The 17,446-nt window shown below is 74.9% G+C and carries 20 protein-coding genes; 10 read left to right on the top strand and 10 right to left on the bottom strand.

The window, feature by feature from the left end:
• Window positions 1–632 precede the first annotated feature (632 nt).
• From T328_RS20220 to T328_RS20210, 3 genes are all read left to right on the top strand, one after another.
• Window positions 633–1,127 (top strand): hypothetical protein, encoded by a 495-nt coding sequence (locus T328_RS20220; RefSeq protein ID WP_496497498.1) that lies wholly within the window; start codon window positions 633–635, stop codon window positions 1,125–1,127.
• A 207-nt stretch (window positions 1,128–1,334) separates the two neighbouring features.
• Window positions 1,335–1,964 (top strand): thioredoxin-like domain-containing protein, encoded by a 630-nt coding sequence (locus T328_RS20215; protein WP_496497497.1) that lies wholly within the window; start codon window positions 1,335–1,337, stop codon window positions 1,962–1,964.
• On the top strand, window positions 1,961–2,602 hold the full coding sequence (locus T328_RS20210; RefSeq protein WP_496497496.1) for a DUF305 domain-containing protein: 642 nt from the start codon (window positions 1,961–1,963) through the stop codon (window positions 2,600–2,602). The genes T328_RS20215 and T328_RS20210 overlap by 4 nt, the downstream gene beginning before the upstream one ends.
• Before the next feature lie 40 nt (window positions 2,603–2,642).
• Here the strand turns inward: T328_RS20210 and T328_RS20205 are convergent, their stop codons facing one another.
• Window positions 2,643–3,005: a hypothetical protein gene (locus T328_RS20205; protein WP_496497495.1), complete on the bottom strand. Its 363-nt coding sequence runs from the start codon at window positions 3,003–3,005 to the stop codon at window positions 2,643–2,645.
• Between T328_RS20205 and T328_RS20200 the strand changes: the two genes are divergently transcribed.
• Window positions 2,899–3,318 (top strand): AAA domain-containing protein, encoded by a 420-nt coding sequence (locus T328_RS20200; protein ID WP_496497511.1) that lies wholly within the window; start codon window positions 2,899–2,901, stop codon window positions 3,316–3,318. The genes T328_RS20205 and T328_RS20200 overlap by 107 nt on opposite strands.
• Window positions 3,319–3,387: 69 nt before the next feature.
• On the opposite strand, the gene T328_RS20195 is transcribed toward T328_RS20200, so the two are convergent.
• Genes T328_RS20195 through T328_RS20175 form a run of 5 tightly spaced genes read right to left on the bottom strand, consistent with a single transcriptional unit; the run spans window position 3,388 to window position 8,368 of the window.
• Window positions 3,388–4,311, bottom strand: coding sequence for a UbiA family prenyltransferase (locus tag T328_RS20195; RefSeq protein ID WP_496497494.1), 924 nt, complete (start codon window positions 4,309–4,311; stop codon window positions 3,388–3,390).
• Window positions 4,308–5,588 (bottom strand): FAD-dependent monooxygenase, encoded by a 1,281-nt coding sequence (locus T328_RS20190; RefSeq protein WP_496497493.1) that lies wholly within the window; start codon window positions 5,586–5,588, stop codon window positions 4,308–4,310. Before T328_RS20190 ends, T328_RS20195 begins: the two co-directional genes overlap by 4 nt.
• Window positions 5,585–6,241 (bottom strand): hypothetical protein, encoded by a 657-nt coding sequence (locus T328_RS20185; RefSeq protein ID WP_496497492.1) that lies wholly within the window; start codon window positions 6,239–6,241, stop codon window positions 5,585–5,587. Before T328_RS20185 ends, T328_RS20190 begins: the two co-directional genes overlap by 4 nt.
• Before the next feature lie 11 nt (window positions 6,242–6,252).
• Window positions 6,253–7,041, bottom strand: a complete 789-nt coding sequence (locus T328_RS20180; protein WP_496497491.1) for a class I SAM-dependent methyltransferase — start codon at window positions 7,039–7,041, stop codon at window positions 6,253–6,255.
• The gene (locus tag T328_RS20175; RefSeq protein ID WP_496497490.1) at window positions 7,031–8,368 is read right to left on the bottom strand and encodes a polyprenyl synthetase family protein; all 1,338 of its coding nucleotides are present in this window, start codon (window positions 8,366–8,368) and stop codon (window positions 7,031–7,033) included. The genes T328_RS20180 and T328_RS20175 overlap by 11 nt, the downstream gene beginning before the upstream one ends.
• Window positions 8,369–8,692: 324 nt before the next feature.
• Between T328_RS20175 and T328_RS20170 the strand changes: the two genes are divergently transcribed.
• From T328_RS20170 to T328_RS20150, 5 genes are all read left to right on the top strand, one after another.
• The gene (locus T328_RS20170) at window positions 8,693–9,166 is read left to right on the top strand and encodes a hypothetical protein (protein ID WP_496497489.1); all 474 of its coding nucleotides are present in this window, start codon (window positions 8,693–8,695) and stop codon (window positions 9,164–9,166) included.
• A gap of 220 nt (window positions 9,167–9,386) precedes the next feature.
• Window positions 9,387–9,539, top strand: a complete 153-nt coding sequence (locus T328_RS20165) for a hypothetical protein (RefSeq protein ID WP_496497488.1) — start codon at window positions 9,387–9,389, stop codon at window positions 9,537–9,539.
• 38 nt (window positions 9,540–9,577) lie between these two features.
• Window positions 9,578–10,798 (top strand): RNA polymerase sigma factor, encoded by a 1,221-nt coding sequence (locus tag T328_RS20160; RefSeq protein ID WP_496497487.1) that lies wholly within the window; start codon window positions 9,578–9,580, stop codon window positions 10,796–10,798.
• A 62-nt stretch (window positions 10,799–10,860) separates the two neighbouring features.
• Window positions 10,861–10,986 carry a hypothetical protein gene (locus T328_RS20155; protein WP_496497486.1) on the top strand — a complete coding sequence of 42 codons (126 nt, stop codon included), beginning with the start codon at window positions 10,861–10,863 and terminating at the stop codon, window positions 10,984–10,986.
• Entirely contained in the window at window positions 10,974–11,669 is a 696-nt protein-coding gene (locus T328_RS20150; protein ID WP_496497485.1) for a ribonuclease H family protein, read from the top strand. Before T328_RS20155 ends, T328_RS20150 begins: the two co-directional genes overlap by 13 nt.
• Before the next feature lie 89 nt (window positions 11,670–11,758).
• Here the strand turns inward: T328_RS20150 and T328_RS20145 are convergent, their stop codons facing one another.
• On the bottom strand, window positions 11,759–12,514 hold the full coding sequence (locus T328_RS20145; protein ID WP_496497484.1) for a hypothetical protein: 756 nt from the start codon (window positions 12,512–12,514) through the stop codon (window positions 11,759–11,761).
• A gap of 199 nt (window positions 12,515–12,713) precedes the next feature.
• On the opposite strand from T328_RS20145, the gene T328_RS20140 reads away from it, so the two are divergent.
• Entirely contained in the window at window positions 12,714–13,715 is a 1,002-nt protein-coding gene (locus T328_RS20140) for an SDR family NAD(P)-dependent oxidoreductase (RefSeq protein ID WP_496497483.1), read from the top strand.
• A gap of 61 nt (window positions 13,716–13,776) precedes the next feature.
• Here the strand turns inward: T328_RS20140 and T328_RS20135 are convergent, their stop codons facing one another.
• The 3 genes from T328_RS20135 to T328_RS20125 are packed head-to-tail and all read right to left on the bottom strand — an operon-like array spanning window position 13,777 to window position 17,297.
• Entirely contained in the window at window positions 13,777–14,430 is a 654-nt protein-coding gene (locus T328_RS20135; RefSeq protein ID WP_496497482.1) for an N-acetylmuramoyl-L-alanine amidase, read from the bottom strand.
• A gap of 14 nt (window positions 14,431–14,444) precedes the next feature.
• The gene (locus T328_RS20130; protein WP_496497481.1) at window positions 14,445–15,917 is read right to left on the bottom strand and encodes a sulfatase family protein; all 1,473 of its coding nucleotides are present in this window, start codon (window positions 15,915–15,917) and stop codon (window positions 14,445–14,447) included.
• Window positions 15,918–15,974: 57 nt separating this feature from the next.
• The gene (locus T328_RS20125; RefSeq protein ID WP_496497480.1) at window positions 15,975–17,297 is read right to left on the bottom strand and encodes a family 43 glycosylhydrolase; all 1,323 of its coding nucleotides are present in this window, start codon (window positions 17,295–17,297) and stop codon (window positions 15,975–15,977) included.
• Window positions 17,298–17,446: the final 149 nt, after the last annotated feature.

The following is a 17,446-nucleotide window of genomic DNA, read 5'->3' as shown; positions in this document are numbered from 1 at the left end:
CGGGGCGGGTGACCTGGGTCTTGTCCGCCCCCGACCGTAACCGGCGCACGGCGGGGCGCGCGCCGCCGACCGGACGGGCCGGACGGTCGACGGGGTGGGGTTGCCAACTGGTGGTCGGGGAGTGCGCAGGCGGGTGTGTGACTCGTTCGTGTGGTGGTCGGTTTGTGGGCTTGCGGTGTCGTGGGCTGTTCGGGCTACGGTGATCGTGCGATCTGGGACGCCGGGTGTGGCGCCAGCGTGCGGGGCCCCCGCTCCACCGGAGTGATGGTTCGGGGCCTCCCCGTCGCCTCTGGCCGTGCCCATGTGGCCGGGTCGTGAGGGAACCGGCCTCCCGGGATCGGACCACGGACAGGATCCGTGTCGCTGCCCCGGGGTCGAGTACGCCGGCGACCAGTACGTCCAAGACCGTTCGGGGCGTGCGGCTGAGCGGAGTCACTCCCGCTCAGTCCACAGGAACGGTAGGAGACGCTACGTCGACGGGTAGAAGGCCGCCGTGCCCTTTCTGCCCCGTCGCCGCCGCCGAATCTCCACGGTGCGCGCCGCCGCGGCCGTCCCCGACCCGTCCGCGCGTGGCGGCCCGGGCCGCGGTCCGCAGTGTTCCTGTGCACCCGGGCGGGCTACGATGCGCGGCGATGACCAGGTCACGCAGGGCTCCGGGCGACGCGACGCGCGCCCGCCTGCTCGGCTGCGTTCTCGCCCTCGTCGGCCTCCTCGCCGGGGCGGCGGCCTGCGCGGACGTCGGCGGGGGCGACGCCGCCGCGGGCCACGGTCTCGTCCTACGGGCCGACGGCCCGCGCACCGACGTCCTGGACGGCCTACGGGCCGGCGGACCGCAGGCCGACGCGCCACCCGGCGACGGTCTCCGGGCCGGCGCCGACGCCCCACCCCCCACCGACTGCTCCGCCGCCCACACCCCCGGCGCCCCCGACACCCCCGCGGGCGACTGCCCCGGCTCCCCCGAACGTGCCCCCGCCGTCCCGCTGTTCGGCCCCGGCCCGTGCCCCGCCCCGGCCGGCCCGGCATACGCCGCGGCCCCGGCGGCCACCGCCGACGGCGGCGTCGGCCCGCCCGCGCCGAGCGCGGTGGGCTCCCCCTGCCTGCACGAACTGCAGGTCCAGCGGACCTAGGACGGGTCCGCGTGCGCGTCCCGAACCGGCCGTCCGCGCCCCCGGCGCGACGGCACGCGCCCGCCCCGTACCTCCGTGCGGCCGTACCTCCGTACGATCGTGCCTCCGTACGCCAGCACGCCCGTACCTCCGTACTCCGTCCACTCTCACTCCGCCCCGCCGCCCCCGCGCGTACACGTCCGCGCCCGGCGGGGAGAAGGGTCCGTCATGGGTTCCGCCAAGTCCAAAGCCGCCGCCCGCCGCGCCCGCGCCGAGGAGCTGCGCCGCAAGGAAGCCGCCCGCGAACGCCGCAGCAAGCAGCTCACCTACCTCGCCGTCGCCGTCGTCGTGATCGCCACGGCGGTCGGCGGCTACTTCATCGTCGACTCCGCCCGCGAGGAGGAGAAGAAGGAGGCCGCTCCGCTGAAGGGCGAGCAGACCTGGGACGACCTCGAACAGAACCACGTCACCAAGGACGTCGACTACGAGATGACGCCCCCCGCCGGCGGCGACCACGACCCCGCCTGGCAGAACTGCAACGGCGACGTCTACACCGAGCCGATACGCGACGAAAACGCCGTGCACTCGCTGGAGCACGGCGCCGTGTGGGTCACGTACGGCGACAAGGCCGCGGACAAGGACGTCAAGGCGCTCACGGAGCGGGTGCAGAACACGCCGTACTCGCTGATCAGCCCGTACCCCGACCAGGCCGGGACGATCACGCTGACCGCCTGGGGCAAGCAGCTGACGGTGGAGAAGGCGTCGGACCCGAAGGTGGCCAAGTTCTTCGAGCGGTACGTCCAGGGTCCGCAGACCCCCGAGCAGGGCGCCGCGTGCACCGGCGGTAAGGGCGCATGACCGTCCCCTGGACCGCGCTGCGGTGGCCGGCGGTGATGCTGGCCGCCGCGGTCCTCGCCGGCGGCGCGTTCCTCGTCGTCCTCGCCACCGGCGGGGACGACGAGGGCACCGCCGCCGTCCCGGACACCGACTCGGCGGACGCGGGCTTCGCCCGCGACATGATCGTCCACCACCAGCAGGCCGTGGAGATGTCCCTCATCGTGCGCGACCTCACCGACGACGAGGAGGTGCGCCGCCTCGCGTACGACGTGATCAACACCCAGGCCAACCAGCGCGGCATGCTGCTCGGCTGGCTGGAGCAGTGGGAGCTGCCCGCGTCGTCGGCGGCGCCGCCGATGTCCTGGATGGGCCACGAGATGCCCTTCGAGGCGCGCGACGGCGCCCTGATGCCCGGCATGGCGACGAACACCCAGCTCGACCGGCTGCGCGGCACGGAGGGCGAGGACGCCGAGGTGCTGTTCCTCACGCTGATGACCGAGCACCACGAGGGCGGCGCGCAGATGTCGCAGATGGCCGAGGCCACGGTCGAGACGCCGGTGGTGCGGCGGCTGGCGAAGACGACGCTGCGCGGGCAGCGGTCGGAGATCGAGCTGATGCGGGACATGCTCGACGAGCGCGGCGGCACGATGAAGCCGTAGCGACAGCCGTCGGGACAGCAGTGCGGACGGGGCCGGTCCGTCAACGGGCGAGTGCTTCGTCGACGGCGGCGGCGAAGTCCTCCGGACCGGGACTCATGCCGACGCTCGCCGCCATCGTCGGCAGCACCCATCGGTGTCGCCGTCCGGGCAGGTCGGGGTCGGCCGCCACGGCGACGACGGCGGTACGAAGGTCGTCCAGCGCGTGCCCGAGGCGGGAGGCCGGCGAGGCGCGCCCGAAGGGGGCCAGCACATCGATGTCCGTGGCGGTGGCGGTCAGCATCCCCGAGAAAGTCTGAATCCAGAGAGCCCCCGCGTACGCGATCCGGGAGGAATCACCGGACACGGCCGGGGGCGACCACACGAACGAGCTGAAACGCCGGCTCGGCGAATCGGTCTTCGTCATCAGCCCGTTCCGCGATGTCGTCGGCGGAATCGGCAGGGTGGCGCGGCAGTATCTCGACCCCAAACGCTACGGCACCGTGCACAGGACGCAGGGCAAGGAGGCGGACATGGTGATTCTGGTCCTCGGCGCCGGATCCGACCAGGTGGGCTCCCGGGACTGGGCCGCCCAGGCGCCCAACCTCCTCAACGTCGCCGTCACGCGGGCCCGCCGCCGGCTCGTCGTCATCGGTGACCACGCCGCCTGGTCAGGGCACCGGTACTTCGAGGAGCTGGCCCGGCACATCGAGGTTCACGGATGGAATCCGGACCGCTGAAAAGCGCCGGCTCTCGGCGGCTGCCCCCGGTTGTCCGGCGCAGGCCGCGGCAGACCCGCAGACCCGGCGTCAGCCGGCCACCGCGCCTGCCGTGAAGGCGGCGAGGACCCCGAGGGGGTGGAACGAGGCGTGGTTGAAGGCGGTGAGGGCCGTGGGGGCGTCGGGGTGGCGGAGGAGGCGGGCGGCGGGGATGAGGGTGGTGGGGATCGCGGTGAGGGCCACTCCCGCCAGGCCCACCGGGCCGTACGACGGCCACGCGGCGACCGCCAGGGCGCAGGCCGCCGCCGCGGTGACGAGGAGGAGGGCCGCCGCGAGGCGGGCGGCGGCGCGCGGGCCGTAGACGATGGGCACGGTCCTGATGCCGAGCGGGGTGTCCTCGTCGACGTCGGCGAGGTCGTTGGGGATGTTCCGGCCGCCGATCTCCCACGCCGCCAGCCACAGCGCCAGCAGCCCCAGCCGCAGCGGGTCGACGGTGGCGGAGAAGGCGAACCAGCCCGCGCATGCGCCGGTCGCCACCATCACCCCGCTGAGCAGGAACTTGTACGCCGTGACCGTGGCCAGCCGGCAGTACACCGCCTCCAGCAGCGCCGCGCACACGAACAGCACCGCGCACACCCGGCTCAGCGCCACCGCCGCCGACAGCGCGACCGCGCTCAGCAGCAGCACCCACACCAGCCCCGCCGCGAAGCGCAACCTGCCCTGCGCCAGCGGGTGCCGGCCGCCCGCGCTGTCGATGTCGGTGGCCCGGCGGGTCTGCGTCATCGCCGCGCTGCGCCGGTCGAGGCGGGCGTCGAACAGGTCGTTGGCCGCGAAGACGGCGAAGAAGGCGGCGGTGGCGGCGAGGACCGCGACGGCCAGCCGGCCCGGCGGGAGGTGGTCCGTGGCCAGGAGGGCGCCGACGAGGGGCTGGGCGATGCTCAGCAGGGCCTGGTTGCCGCGGGAGAAGCCGTAGAGGGCCCGGGCCTGGACCGCGAGGGTCACGGGGACGGTCATGGGGTGGACTCCTCGGGGTTCGGTACGGGCAGATCCGGGCCCGCGCCCACGTACCAGTGCGCGAACGCGGCGCCCGCGGCGCCCGGTTGGGCCAGCTCGGTGATCCGCGCCAGCCGCGCCGCCAGCGCGGCCCGGCGGTCCGCGGGCTGCCGCCCCCGCGGGTGCAGCAGGTCAAGGAACCCGGCGGCGAGGTCCCGGGTGCGCAGCACCTCCGGCAGCCGGCGGGACGTGTAGCCGGCCAGGTACGCCTCGTCGCCGTCGCGGTAGCAGCGGATCAGGGCGTCGGCCAGGTCGGCGGCGTCCGCGACGGCGAGGTTCATGCCCTTGGCGCCCGACGGCGTCAGCACGTGTGCCGCGTCCCCGGCCAGGAAGAGGCGCCCGTGCTGGAAGCGCTGCCGCACGGTGCTGCGCATCCGCAGCACGCCGGTCTCGACGATGCGCCCCAGCCGCGGCACCGCCGCCGCCCGCCCCGTCCCCCGGCATCCCGGCCCCGGTCCCGGCCGTGCGCTGCCGGACAGCCGGGTGCGGAGCCGCTCGTGGACGCGGGCGGCGGTCCAGCGGGCGGCGGCGTCGCCGGCCGGGATCTCCAGGTAGAGCCGGGCGATACGGGACGTACGCGGCATGACGCCGGCGAAGCCGTCCTCGTGTACGGCGTACACCACGCCCGGCACCACGCGGTCGACCTCCGCGAGGAGCGTCAGCCAGTCGTACGGATACCGCTCGTCGAGGTCGCCGCGCGGCGCGGCCTCCGGGGGGAGCGCGTGCGCGCTGACGCCGTGCGGGCCGTCGCAGCCGACGACGTAGTCGCAGTCGATGTCGAGCCCGGCGCACTCCACGCGCGCGGACCCCGAGCCGTCCGCGGCGGCGTCCACGCGGACGGCCGGCCGGGAGAACTCCGGGGGCCGCCCCGCCGCGCAGAGCGTGGCGACGAGGTCGCGGACGAGGAGCTGCTGCGGGTACACCCAGTGCCGGACGCCGCCGGACTGCGCGGCGTAGTCGAAGCGCAGCAGCCGGCCCGTGCACAGGAAGTCGCACCAGCCGTGCCGGGTGCCGTCGGCCAGCAGCCGGTCCGCCAGGCCGTGCGCGCGCAGGTACTCGACGACGCGGTGCTCCACCAGGCCCGCCCGCGCGCGGCGTTCGACGTCGGCGCGGGAGCGGCGCTCCACGAGCACGGCGTCGACACCGGCCCGTAAGAGGACGTTCGCGAGCACCAGCCCGGCCGGCCCCGCGCCCACGATCGCGATCTGCGTACGCACCCGCCGGTATGGCCCCGTCACGGCGTCTCCCGCAGCTCCGCCGGTACGTGCGCGGGGTTGAACACCTCGCGGACGGCGGCCAGCACCTCGTCCCCGCACCACAGCCGGTACGTCCGGCACGCCGCCGCCCGCGGCCCCGGCGGCCCGCCCGGCCCGCCCGGCCCTCCCGGCCACGGGGCGACCCCGGCGCGTACGACGGTGCGCCCGAGGCGGGCGCCGGCCGCCCGCAGGGCGGGGCCGAGCGGCGCCGAGACGTCCGTGAGGCAGCGCCGCAGGGCGGGGTCGCCGGGCGGGCCGGCGACGACCTGGTTCCACGACCACATCCGGCCGCGGGCGTCGACGAGCGTCGAGTGCCGTACGAGCAGGTCCGGGCCGGGCGCGGTGCCGGTCCCCAGCAGGGCGGCGGCGCCGCGCGGGGCGCGCCCGGGGCGGACGAGGCGGAGGGTCACGTCCCCGACCCGCAGCCGTGACCCCGCCCAGGACTCCAGGAGGGTGGTCGTCAGGCCGTCGCCGCCGAGCAGCTTCCGCGTCAGCGGGCTGCGGAACCGGGCGACGGCCGCGCGGGGGTCGTCGGTTTCGGACACGCCGAAGGCGTCGCCGAAGTCGTCGTCCAACGTGTCGTCACCGGCGTCGTCGACGGCTGCGGGCGGCGGGAGGGGAGTCCTCGTGGGCATACCGATGCGGCTCACTTTCGGGTACGGGGACGGGAGGGGACGGCGGTCGCCGGGACGGACGGCGACCGGGTGGCGGTGGCGACGAGGTACCCCGGCAGCGCGAACCGGGTCTCCACCCGCACCGGCGCCCCGCACATCCCGGCCAGCGCCCGGACGGCTTCGGCGGCGTAGACCTTGCGCAGGCTGATCACGCCGTCGTGCGCCTGCGCCCGGCCCCCGGTCAGGAACATCAGCGGCACCGCGGCCAGACACAGCGGATGCCGCCACCCGTCCACCAGCAGCAGGGTCCGCGCCACCCGCGTGCCCTCGCGCAGCAGCGCCGCCACCCCGCCGGGCGGCAGGTGGTGCAGGGACATCGCCATCACCGCCACGTCGTACGCACCCGCCGGGGCGTCGATCGCGGTGGCGTCGACCACGGCGCAGCCGGCCCGCGGGTGGCGGCCCAGCGGCCCGGCGCGCAGGGCCTCGACGACGCGCGGGTTGACGTCGCTGGCGGTGACCCGGGCGGTGGGGTGGCGGCGGAGGATGCCGTACGACAAGCGCCCGCAGCCGGCGCCGAGTTCGAGGACGCGGGGGTGCGGTGCGGGGCCGAACGCGGCCGCGGTGAGGCGGGCGCAGGTGCGGTAGCCGAGGGTGAGGCGCTGGAACCGGTCGAGTCCGCGGAGGACCCGGCGGCACTCGGCGGGGGAGTCGGGGCGGTCGATGTACTCGTCGCGGTCGGTCTCGTAGAGGCGGTCCCAGCGGGCGGCGCGGGGGCCGCCGCGGGGCATGTGGAGGGCGGGGGCCGGTTCAGGGGACACGGTGGTCACCTCCGTGGGCCGCCGGGTCCGGGTCGGTGGCGGTGACCGCCTCGGCGAGCGGGTCGCGGTCGCGGCCGTGCCCGCCGCCGTCGTCACCGCCGTCGTCGTGCCCACCGTCGTCGTGCCCACCGTCGTCGTGCCCACCGTCGTCGTGCCCACCGCCGTCGTGCCCGCCGTCGTGCCCGCCGTCGCCGTGCCCGTCGCCGTGCCCGTCGCCGTGCCTGCGCCCGCCGTCGTCGTCGTGCCCGCCGCCGTCGTCACCGCCGTCGTCTTCGTCTTCGTACGCCGTATCCGCCACCTCGTCCGCCAGCCGCGCCAGCCGGTCGCGGTCCGCGCCCGCCGGCACCCGGGCGAGCGCGCGATGGCAGCGGTCGACGTACGCGCGCGCCATGCTCCGCGCCGCGCGCAGCGCGCCGGTGTCGCCGGCCAGCCGCGACAGCCGCCGCTGGCGGGCGTGTTCGTCCGTCGTGCCCTCGACCAGCTCGGCGAGCACCGCCCGTTCGGCACGGCCGCCCAGGCGGTGCGCGAGGAGCACGGGGAGCGCGGGGCGGCGGTTGCGCAGGTCGCTGCAGGCGGGCTTCCCGGCGCGCCGCTCGCCGTCGGCACCGCCGGACACGTACGGCAGCAGGTCGTCCCGGATCTGGAACGCGATCCCCAGCGCCTCCCCGTACGCCGCGAGCACCCGCGTCTGCTCCGGACTCCCGCCGCCGAGCAGCGCACCCACGTGGCACGCGGCGCGGAACAGCGACGCGCTCTTCAGCCGCACCATCTCCACGTACGCGGCGATCCCGCCGTCCGCCGGCCCGGTCAGCTCGCGCAGGCTGCCGCTGAGCGCGATCTCCTGCGCGACACCGCGCGCGGTCTGCTGCCCGGCGGCGCCGAGGGCCTCCACGGCGTCGAGGACGCAGCGGTCGGGCACCCCGCTGCGCCGGCACGCGCCGACCTGCTGGAACAGGGCGAAGAACAACGAGTCGGCCGCCAGCACTCCGTGGGCCGTGCCGAACTTGCGGTGTGCGGCGACCTTGCCGCGGCGCAGCCCGTCGCCGTCGATGATGTCGTCGTGCACGAGGGTGGCGACGTGCGCGAGTTCGACGCCCACCGCGGCCGGCATGACGGCGTCGTACCGGCCGCCGACGGCGCCGGCGGAGGCGAGGAGGGCCATGGGCCGCATGAGCTTGCCGGGCGGGCTGAGCGCCCACCGATGCGCGGCGGCCAGCACATCGGGTCCGGAGCCGTTGCGGTCGAGCCAGTGGGCGATGCCGGTTTCGACGGCGTGACGCAGCTCGGCGAGCGGAAAGCACGCCGCGCCGGCGTCGGTGCGCTGCATGAGGACAAGCCGCCTTCCCGGGGGCAGGGTGCGTAGGCGCCCACCGGGCAGGTAACGACGGCGCGAAAGCCCAGGGCACTGGGCGTCACCCCTCCGGGGGACGCGCCGCGCGGCGGGGCGCGCGCTCGTGACACGGCTGCCGGACTCCCCCTGACTCGCGGGTAACAAACATGGCGCAATCGCGATGCCCATGACAACGAATTGGTGTCGGTGGTCTTGCCCTCCCGGGCGCGAGCTGCCTCAATGCCTAGGTGTCCGGGGTGATCCACCCTGACCCCGGGCGCAAGCAAACCCCCCACCAACCCCCCACGAGAAAGGCACTCCATGAAGAACGGAAGGCCGGCGGTGCGTACCGCCCTGGGCGTCGGCGCCGCGGTCGCCGGCGCGCTGTTACTGGCTGCGCCCAGCGCCCTGGCGGTGGAGCCGCAGACCGCCACCATCGGGTTCGACTGCGGCAGTTGGGGCTCCGGCGAGGCGACGCTCGAAGCCACGCAGGACGGCACCGCCGCGACCATCACCATCACCACCGACGCCGTCACCGCCCCGATCGACATCGGGGCGAACTCTGCCGACTCGACGCTCACGCTCACCAAGAACGGCACCGAGACGGTGGAGTTCACCGGCAGCTCCAACCCGGCCATCCCGGCCGGCAGCCCCGCCGACACCGGCCCGCTCACCGGCACGGTCGCCTCCGGCGACTCGCTGGAGGCCACGTCCCTGACGGTCTCGGTCCTCGGCATCACGGCGACCTGCGAGGCCACGACGCCGCAGAGTCCCGGGCCGTTCGTCTTCGACTGACGCGCCCCGGTACGCACCCGTAACACGGCCGGTGTCCGGGCGGACCCGCCCGGCCACCGGCTCGTACCAACCCCCCGGGGACAGCCGGCGCAGCCGCCGCAGCCTCGCCTTCGTGCACTCTCCGGTTCGGCTGTCGCCTCTCGCGACTCGTGCACACGTGTCCCATCGGGGGTGGCTGGTTCGTCGTACTGATGAGAGACCGTCGTTCCAGGAGGTTTCCTTGCGGTACGCCCAGGAGGAGTCACTGCGCGACGAGGAGGAGCTTGCGGCCGAGCGGTCCGAGCGGTCCGAGTACGCGGAGCCGGCGGCGCGCATGCCCGTCGCGCGGCTGCTGCCGGGAGCCGTGGAGGGCAGACCGGTGGTGCGGTCCTGAGCGGGCTGGAGGAGGTCTTACGGAACGAGTGGGGCCGGGTGCTGGCCTCCCTCGTCGGGTTCCTCGGCGACCTCGACCGGGCGGAGGAGGCGGCCCAGGAGGCGTTCGCGATCGCGGCGGAGCGCTGGTCCGCCGCCGACCCGCCGGCGAACCCGGGGGGGTGGCTGGTGACGACGGCCCGGCGGCGGGCGCTGGACCGGATCCGCCGGGAACGCGCCCCGGCCGGGAAGATCCACCTTCCGCTCCCCGAGGCGGCCGTGACCGGGAACGAGTTAGACGACGTCACCGAGTCCCCCGAGTCCCCCGAGTCCCCCGAATCCCCCGGGTCCGACGCGGGCGACGCGGGCGACGGCGCGGCGATCAGGGACGAGCGGCTTGAGCTGATCTTCACCTGCTGCCATCCGGCGCTCCCGCCGGAGGGGCGGGCGGCGCTCACCCTGCGGGCCCTCGGCGGGCTGGCGACCGCCGACATCGCCCGCGCGTTCCTGGTCTCGGAGGAGACCATGACGCGCCGGCTGACCCGCGCCAAGGCGGAGATCAAGGCGACCGGGATCCCGTTCGCCGTGCCCGGGGCGCACCTGCTGCCCGAGCGCCTCGACGTGGTGCTCTCCGTCATCTACCTGATCTGCAATGAGGGTTACCGCGGCCGGGTCGACCTCGGCGCCGAAGCCCTGCGCCTGGGCCGGGTGCTCACCGACCGGCTGCCGCAGGAGCCGGAGGCACACGGGCTGCTCGCGCTGATGACCCTCCACCGCGCCCGCCGCCCCGCCCGCCGCCGGGCCCGCTTCGCCGCCGAAGGCGACTGCGCCGACCTGGTGTTGCCGCAGGACGAGGACCGCTCGCTGTGGGACTGGCGGGAGATCGCCGCGGGCCGGGCGGCGCTGGACGGGGCCATCGCGCTGGGCGGTCGCGGCCCGTACGTCCTCCAGGCCGCCATCGCCGCGCTGCAGACGCGCGAGCCCGTCGACTGGCCGCAGGTCGCCCGGCTGTACGGGCGGCTGGCCGGACTCACCGACTCACCCGTGGTCGAGCTGAACCGCGCCGTGGCCATCGCCCAGGCCGGCGCCCCGCACACGGCGCTGCGCCTCATCGACCGGCTCGACCAGGACGGCTGCCCGTACCTCCACTCCACCCGGGGTGAACTGCTGTCCCGTCTCGGCCACACGTCCCGGGCCCGGGCTGCCTACCGGCGCGCCCTCGACCTGGCCACGACGCCCCCCGAGCGACGCTTCCTCGCCCGCCGGATCGAACAACTCTGACCCCGGCCGTTCGTCGGCTGGGCAGAGCGACGGCCGCGTCCGCTCGTTCCGTATCCCCGGCGATGGCTTCGCGTGGCCGCCGCCACGTCGCCGTCGCCGCGTGGCCGCCGGTGCTCGTCGAGGCCGATCGTCGGCTGAACGGCGCCGCCGTCGCGCGGATGGCAGAATCGGCCGCATGGCTGACCTGATCATCGCCGCGTGCGACGGCGCCGCGAGTCCGAACCCGGGGCCGGCCGCGTGGGCCTGGGTGGTGGCGGGCCCGGACGGCGCGGTCGTGCGCTGGGAGGCCGGCCCGCTCGGCGAGGCGACCAACAACATCGCCGAGCTGACCGCCCTGCTGCGGCTGCTGGAGGCCACGCACCCGGCCGTGCCGCTGGAGGTGCGGATGGACTCGACGTACGCGATGCGGGCGGTCACCGACTGGCTGCCGGGCTGGCGGCGCCGCGGCTGGAAGACCGCCGCGGGCAAGCCGGTGGCCAACCAGGAGCTGGTGCGCGGCATCGACGACATGCTGGCGGGGCGCGACGTACGGCTGGTGCACGTCCGCGCGCACCAGGTCGACGGCGACCCCTACAACGCCGCCGCCGACGCGGCAGCCGCCCAGGCGGCCCGTACCCAGAACCCGGCGGGCACCGCCTACGGCTCGCCGCTCCCCACGGCGGCGGACGCCCCGCCGGGGGGCGGGGCCGGCAAGGGCGGGGCTCCGCAGCGGCGTTCGAGCAAGCCGGGCAGGGGGAGCAAGGCGGGCAAGGGCGGGACGCTCAAGGCCAGGTACCCGGGCCGCTGCCGCTGCGGCGGTTCGTACGCCGCCGGCACGACGATCGCCAAGAACGCGGCCGGCTGGGGTCACCTGGAGTGCGCCGAGGCGTGAGCCGTCCGCCGTCAACCGGACCGCAGCTCACGCAGGTGCCTGCGGCCCGGGGGCGGGGTGAGGGGGGAGGCCGGTACGGGGCGTCGCCCCTACATCAGCTCCACCTGCATGTCCACGATCTGGTCCTGCGTCAACACCGAGTCCGCGGCCGGCGCCTTCGCCTTGACCGGCTCGTTGAACGCGGAGAAGGCCAGGTCGACTTCGGCGCCCTGCGGGTCCGTGATGGTCACCGGGTACGGCTTGCCCTTGGCGGCGATCTTCATGCTGGCCCCGTCGCTGGTCGTGGGGTCCTCGTTCACGTACGGCACGACCGCGACGCCCTCGTGCTCGGTCTTCTCCTTCTGGGTCATGCCGGGGCTGAACGAGACGACGCTGTCCGTCTGTTCGACGTACGTGTCCAGCTTGCACAGCTCCGCGACGTCCAGCGGGGCGTCGGCCTTGGTCTCCTCCAGGTAGGAGCCCTCGATCTCGGCGAAGACGTCGTCGTAGTGGGAGTACGCGTTCTCCAAGTAGGCGGCGTCCGGCTTCAGCCACACGGTGCCGCCCTGGCTGACGAACTCGACGGTGCCCCCTTCGTCGCTGCTGGCGCTGCCGACGCAGTTGCCCTTGCTGTCCACCCGCACGTCGACCTGGCCGGGTTCGGTGGCGCCGGTCCACAGCATCTCGCCGACGGCGTGCACGGACTCGGCGGTACGCATCGCCTTGACGGCGTCTGCCTGCGCAGGCCCGTCGCCCGCTCCGCTCCCGCCGCCGTCGTCGTCGCTGCCGCAGCCGGTCAGCGCGAGCAGCACCGCCGTCCCGGCCGCCGCGACGGCACCCCTGTGCCCACGTATGACGTGCTTCATGTCGACCTTCGCTCACTCTCGACTGCGGTGTGTCCGAGGCGAGTTGACCTGACGACCCGCCCGGAGAAGGCGCACACGTTACCGGCGGGGCAGCGGGCGGCCAAAACGTGTCGAGACGCGCCCTCGATTAAGTTGTGGTGCGGAGGCGGTCCAGCTTCCCCGCGTCGCTGCTGCCCACCGAAGCCGAAGGGGTTACGCCATGAAGCCCGCCGCCTCCGCCTCCGCCGCCTCCGCCACCGTCGTCATGACCGGCGCGAGCCGCGGCATCGGCCGCGTCGCCGCGGAGCACCTTCTGCGTACGTCGCCGGACGTGCACCTGATCGTCGTCACCCGCGGCCCGTCCGGCGCCGCGCTCGCCGCGGAACTGGCCGCCGGTCCGGGCCCGGGTTCGGACCCGGGCCCGTACACCGTCTCGCACGTCGAGGCCGACCTCGGCTCCCTGGCCGCCGTGCGGTCCGCCGCCGCCGGCCTCCGCGACCGGCTGGACCGCGGCGACCTGCCGCCGCTGCGCGGCTTCGCCGGCAACGCGGGCATGCAGTACACCGACGCGCACACCGAGGGCGGCGACGGCTACGAGGCCACGTTCACCGTCAACGTCCTCGCCAACCACCTCTTCGTACGCCTCCTCCAGGACCGCTTCACCGCCCCGGCCCGGATCGTGATCACCACCAGTGACACGCACTTCGGCGACCTCAGGCACAACATGGGCATGGTGCCCGGGCCGGTCTGGCAGGACCCGGAGGTCCTCGCCCGCCCGGGCGCGTTCGCGAAGCCCGGCACGGCGGCGGCGGGGCGCACCGCGTACTCGACGAGCAAGCTGGCGACCCTCTACCTCGTCCACGAGTACGCCCGCCGCCTCCCCGCGGGCGTCGACGCCGTCGCGTACAACCCGGGCTTCGTCCCCGCCACCGGCCTCGCCCGCAACGCGGGCCCCGCCGCCCGCTTCGCCGTGCGCCGCCTGCTCCCCGCCCTGACCCTCACCCCCCTCGCGACCTCCCGCCACACCGCGGGCCGCCGCCTCGCGGACATAGCGACGGGCCGCCTCGCGGCGCCCACGGGCGCGTACGTCGACCGCGACCGCGTCGCGCGCTCGTCGGCGGAGTCGTACGACCCGGAGCGCGAGGCCGCGCTGTGGGCGGCGGTGGAGCGCCTGACGGCGGCCCCGCCCGAGCGCGCACCGGGCGCGACGCGGAGCAACTGACGTGCCCGCGTGCGGACTCGGTCGGCGGTCCGGTCCGGTCCGGTCCGGGCCGGTCGTCACGTCACGTCCCGCGCCGGGCCGCCAGCTCGCCGCGTACCAGCGCGAGATAGCGCTCCCAGTCCCAGTCGACGCCCGGGTCGGTGCAGACGGAGCCGGGCACCTCGGCGTGGCCCAGGATGTGCGCACGGTCCGGTGGAATCGCGTACCGGGCGCACACGCCCGCGGTGAGCGCCGCGGACGAGGCGTACATCTCCTCGGTGAACCAGCGGGGGTCGTGGGCCCGGCCCTCGTGCTCGATGCCGATGCTGCGCTCGTCGTGGCCGGCGTCTCCGGTGTGCCGGGCGATGTCCTTCTCCCGTACGCACTGGCCGATCCGGCCGTCCGCCGAGCGGACCAGGTAGTGCGCCGAGGTCTGCCGCGCGGGGTCCCGGAAGACGGCCACGGTGTCGTCGAAGTCCTCCTGCGTGACGTGGATGACGACGCGGTCCACGGCGTGGCTGTGCGGGCGGCGGGCGGCGCGGTAGTTGGCGGGTGCGGCGGGCAGCCACCGCGCGCCCGGGTGGTCGACCGCCGCGGCGGGCGGGCCGGCGAGGGCCGCGGCGGCGGTCGCGGTCGCGGGGGTGGCCGCGGCGGCCAGCGTGACGGCGGCGGTGCCGCGCAGGACCGTACGGCGGGAGGGGGGATGCGGGGGGCGGGGGTGCGGTGCGGGGTACATGCTCCGTGCCTCCTTCACGACTGGTGCCAGTTGTGCGCGGGCAGGTTCGGGTCGTAGTCCCCGCCGGGCAGGTCGTCGGCGAGCCGGAGCGACCAGCGCTGCAGCCGCCGCATGAGGTCGGCCTGTACGTGCCGCAGGCCCGGGTCGTCCCACCGGTCCGTCAGCTCCATCGGGTCGGCGGCGACGTCGTACAGCTCACCCGTGCCGTCGACGTGCTGGTAGAGCTTGTAGCGGTCGTGCCGCAGCATCCGCGAAGTCCCGCTCTGCGTCACGGTGTTCAGCTCGTCGTACTTGGTGCCTTCGTACGAGAAGTGCAGCTCCGGCCGGGCGTCGTCCGGGTACGGCAGCCCGCCGTAGCCGCGCTCGGTGACGACGTCGGCGAACTCGGCGGCCGGGTAGTCGGCCCCGGAGAGCATCTGCCACATGCTGCGGCCCTGGACGCCGAGGGGGATGGGCCGGCCGAGCGCCTCGCAGAGGGTGGGGAGGATGTCGGCGAGCGAGACGAAGTCGCGGCGGTTGTCCCGGGGTTCGACACCGCAGCCGTGCACGACCATCGGGATCCGCGCCAGCACCTCCGGCATGCCGGCGCCCTTGCGCTGCAGGCCGTAGTCGCCGACGTAGTCGCCGTGGTCGGCGAGGAAGATCAGCAGGGTGTCCCGCCAGACGTCCTGCGCCTTGAGGTGGTCGACGAGGCGGCGCAGCTGGTCGTCGATGAGGCGGAGCATGCCGCAGTACGTGGCGCGGTAGCGCCGCCAGAGCCGGTCGTAGCCGGGCCGCTTCTCCTCCACCAGGTCGCGCAGCCACTTGTACGCCCCGCCCTTGCGCTCCGCGGCCTCGGGCCCGCAGGCGCGCGCGGGGACCTCGTCCTCGCCGAAGAGCGAGAAGTACGGCTCGGGCGCCTGGTACGGGTTGTGCGGCTCGGGCATCGAGACCCAGGAGAAGAAGGGCCGGCCGGGGTCGCGGGCGCTGATCTGCCCCATGGCGTCGGAGACGATCCGGTGGGCGAACTGCATCTCCAGCGGGAACGGGGTCGGCTCGGTCGTCGGTCCGTGGTCGATGGCGCGCAGCCAGGCGGAGAACTCCTGCTGCTCGGGGGTCTCGTCGGGCCCGCTCTCGTGCCCGTACGGGCCGGAGAAGGCGTCGAAGAACTCCTTCCGCCCGCGGTACATGTGGGTCTTCCCGGCGTAGAACTGCTGGTAGCCGGCGCCGCCGAGCACGTCGAGCAGGTCGTCCCCGCGGACCACCGACTGGGGGGTGGAGTTCTGCCGCACCCGGTGGGTGCTGGGCCACCGCCCGGTGAGCAGGCTGGTGCGGGCGGGGACACAGGCGGGGGCGGTGGTGTAGGCCCGGCGGAAGCGGACGCCGTCGGCGGCGAGGGAGTCGAGGAAGGGCATGGTGTCCAGGCCGAACCCCTCGCCCGCGGTGAAGTCGGCGCGGAACTGGTCGGTCATCACGAACACGATGTTGGGCGCGGTGGGACAGGTCACGGCGTCCTTTCCGGTACGTCGACTGGGGACGGGGGTGCCGGTCTTGCGGGAGCGGGGTCAGTCCCCGGCGGTGTGGCTCGGGCGGCGCTGTACGTAGATGCGTCCGTCGGGCCCGCCGGTCCACTCCAGGCGTACGACGCCGGGGACGGCGGCGTCGGGGAGGCGGGCGGGGTCGGCCCAGTAGCCGAACTGGGGGTTGCGGAAGAAGGTGGCCCAGAGCTGTCCGTCGGCGTCGGCGAAGAAGTTGTTGTGGCCGATGCCGACGCCCGCGGTCCAGCGCCGGGAGTACGGCCCCTCGAAGCGGTCGGCGACGGCGACGACGGTGTCGTACTGGTACTGCACGCGGCCGGTGCCGCCGGTTTCGTAGGCGTGCCGGGTGCTGCCGTACGGATCGAGGCTGGCCCGGTTCCAGGCGGCGAGCAGCAGGAAGTACTTGCCGCGGTGCCGGAAGACGTAGGCGCCTTCCAGGTACGGCTCGGGGGAGTAGCGCTGCTGCGCGAATTGTGGCAGGGCGGTCGTGGGGACGATGTCCTCCATGTCGTCGCGGAACTTCGCGTACAGGTCGTTGTGGAGGACCAGCCAGGCGTCGTCGCCTTCGGTGTACAGGCTGCCGTCGATGTGGTGGCGCGCGCCCGGCTCGATATACGGCGCCCCGCCGGGGACCGGGTCGCCGAAGGGCTTGTCGAGGTTGCCCTCGACCAGCCGGTACGGACCCTCCACCCCGCCCTCGCTCACCAGCATGAACGAGCCGACCAGGCGCGAGTGGGCGCCCATGCACGCGACGATGTACCAGGTGCCGCGGAAGTAGTGCACCTCCGGCGCCCAGACGTTGCCGCGCTTGCCGAACTCGTCGTCGTGCCAGTGCTCCTGCCACGGCGCGACGACGGTACGCCCGGCCCGGTTCTCACCGGCGAACTCCGGCGACCACACCTTGCCGCGCTCGGCACCGGGCCGGACACCGGTGGTGTCGGCCAGCCGCCACGGCCCGCGCAGGGAGCGGGCCGTCCACACGAAGATCCCGTCGTTCCACGGCTCGGCCGCCTCCAGTCCGGGGACGCGGCTGGTGCCGGTGGCGACGTACAGCGGACTGCCGTCGACGTCGAAGCAGTTGACGTAGGTGTCCCGAATCCAGACCACGCCGCGGTCCTCGTCGCGGGGGCGCAGCTGGAGCGGCAGCACGAAGGAGTTGTCGTCGCGCGGCCACAGGTCGGCGCGGGTGTCGGCGAGCCCGTACGGCTCGGCGGCGGGCCAGTTCGCGAGATACCGCCCGGACGTGGCCGCGGCGCCGGCGGGCAGCGCCAACGCCCCGGCAGCGCCCGCCGTTCCGGCGAGCACGGCTCGCCGGCCGACGCGCCGCCCGTTCTCAGAACCGGTGCTCATCAGTCGCACTCCTCTTCACCGTCCGATGAGGGGGGTCGTACGAGCACCATGCGAACGTGCGCCGATTTTCGTCAACAACCCGGAGAATTAATCCGGTCCACCTCTCCACGCCTGACGGGGATGCGGAACGGCCCCCGCAGGCGCGGATG

This window comes from Streptomyces sp. CNX435 (genome assembly GCF_059570575.1).
Note: the sequence above shows the minus strand (reverse complement) of the source record. Positions and strands in the feature narration are given on the sequence as shown.

Coding starts and splice junctions, on each gene's coding strand:
- T328_RS20205 (WP_496497495.1), bottom strand. CDS start 3,005: ATGACGAAGACCGATTCGCCGAGCCGGCGTTTCAGCTCGTTCGTGTGG.
- T328_RS20195 (WP_496497494.1), bottom strand. CDS start 4,311: ATGACCGTCCCCGTGACCCTCGCGGTCCAGGCCCGGGCCCTCTACGGC.
- T328_RS20135 (WP_496497482.1), bottom strand. CDS start 14,430: ATGTACCCCGCACCGCACCCCCGCCCCCCGCATCCCCCCTCCCGCCGT.
- T328_RS20185 (WP_496497492.1), bottom strand. CDS start 6,241: ATGCCCACGAGGACTCCCCTCCCGCCGCCCGCAGCCGTCGACGACGCC.
- T328_RS20175 (WP_496497490.1), bottom strand. CDS start 8,368: ATGCAGCGCACCGACGCCGGCGCGGCGTGCTTTCCGCTCGCCGAGCTG.
- T328_RS20170 (WP_496497489.1), top strand. CDS start 8,693: ATGAAGAACGGAAGGCCGGCGGTGCGTACCGCCCTGGGCGTCGGCGCC.
- T328_RS20125 (WP_496497480.1), bottom strand. CDS start 17,297: ATGAGCACCGGTTCTGAGAACGGGCGGCGCGTCGGCCGGCGAGCCGTG.
- T328_RS20220 (WP_496497498.1), top strand. CDS start 633: ATGACCAGGTCACGCAGGGCTCCGGGCGACGCGACGCGCGCCCGCCTG.
- T328_RS20155 (WP_496497486.1), top strand. CDS start 10,861: ATGGCTTCGCGTGGCCGCCGCCACGTCGCCGTCGCCGCGTGGCCGCCG.
- T328_RS20210 (WP_496497496.1), top strand. CDS start 1,961: ATGACCGTCCCCTGGACCGCGCTGCGGTGGCCGGCGGTGATGCTGGCC.
- T328_RS20140 (WP_496497483.1), top strand. CDS start 12,714: ATGAAGCCCGCCGCCTCCGCCTCCGCCGCCTCCGCCACCGTCGTCATG.
- T328_RS20150 (WP_496497485.1), top strand. CDS start 10,974: ATGGCTGACCTGATCATCGCCGCGTGCGACGGCGCCGCGAGTCCGAAC.
- T328_RS20215 (WP_496497497.1), top strand. CDS start 1,335: ATGGGTTCCGCCAAGTCCAAAGCCGCCGCCCGCCGCGCCCGCGCCGAG.
- T328_RS20145 (WP_496497484.1), bottom strand. CDS start 12,514: ATGAAGCACGTCATACGTGGGCACAGGGGTGCCGTCGCGGCGGCCGGG.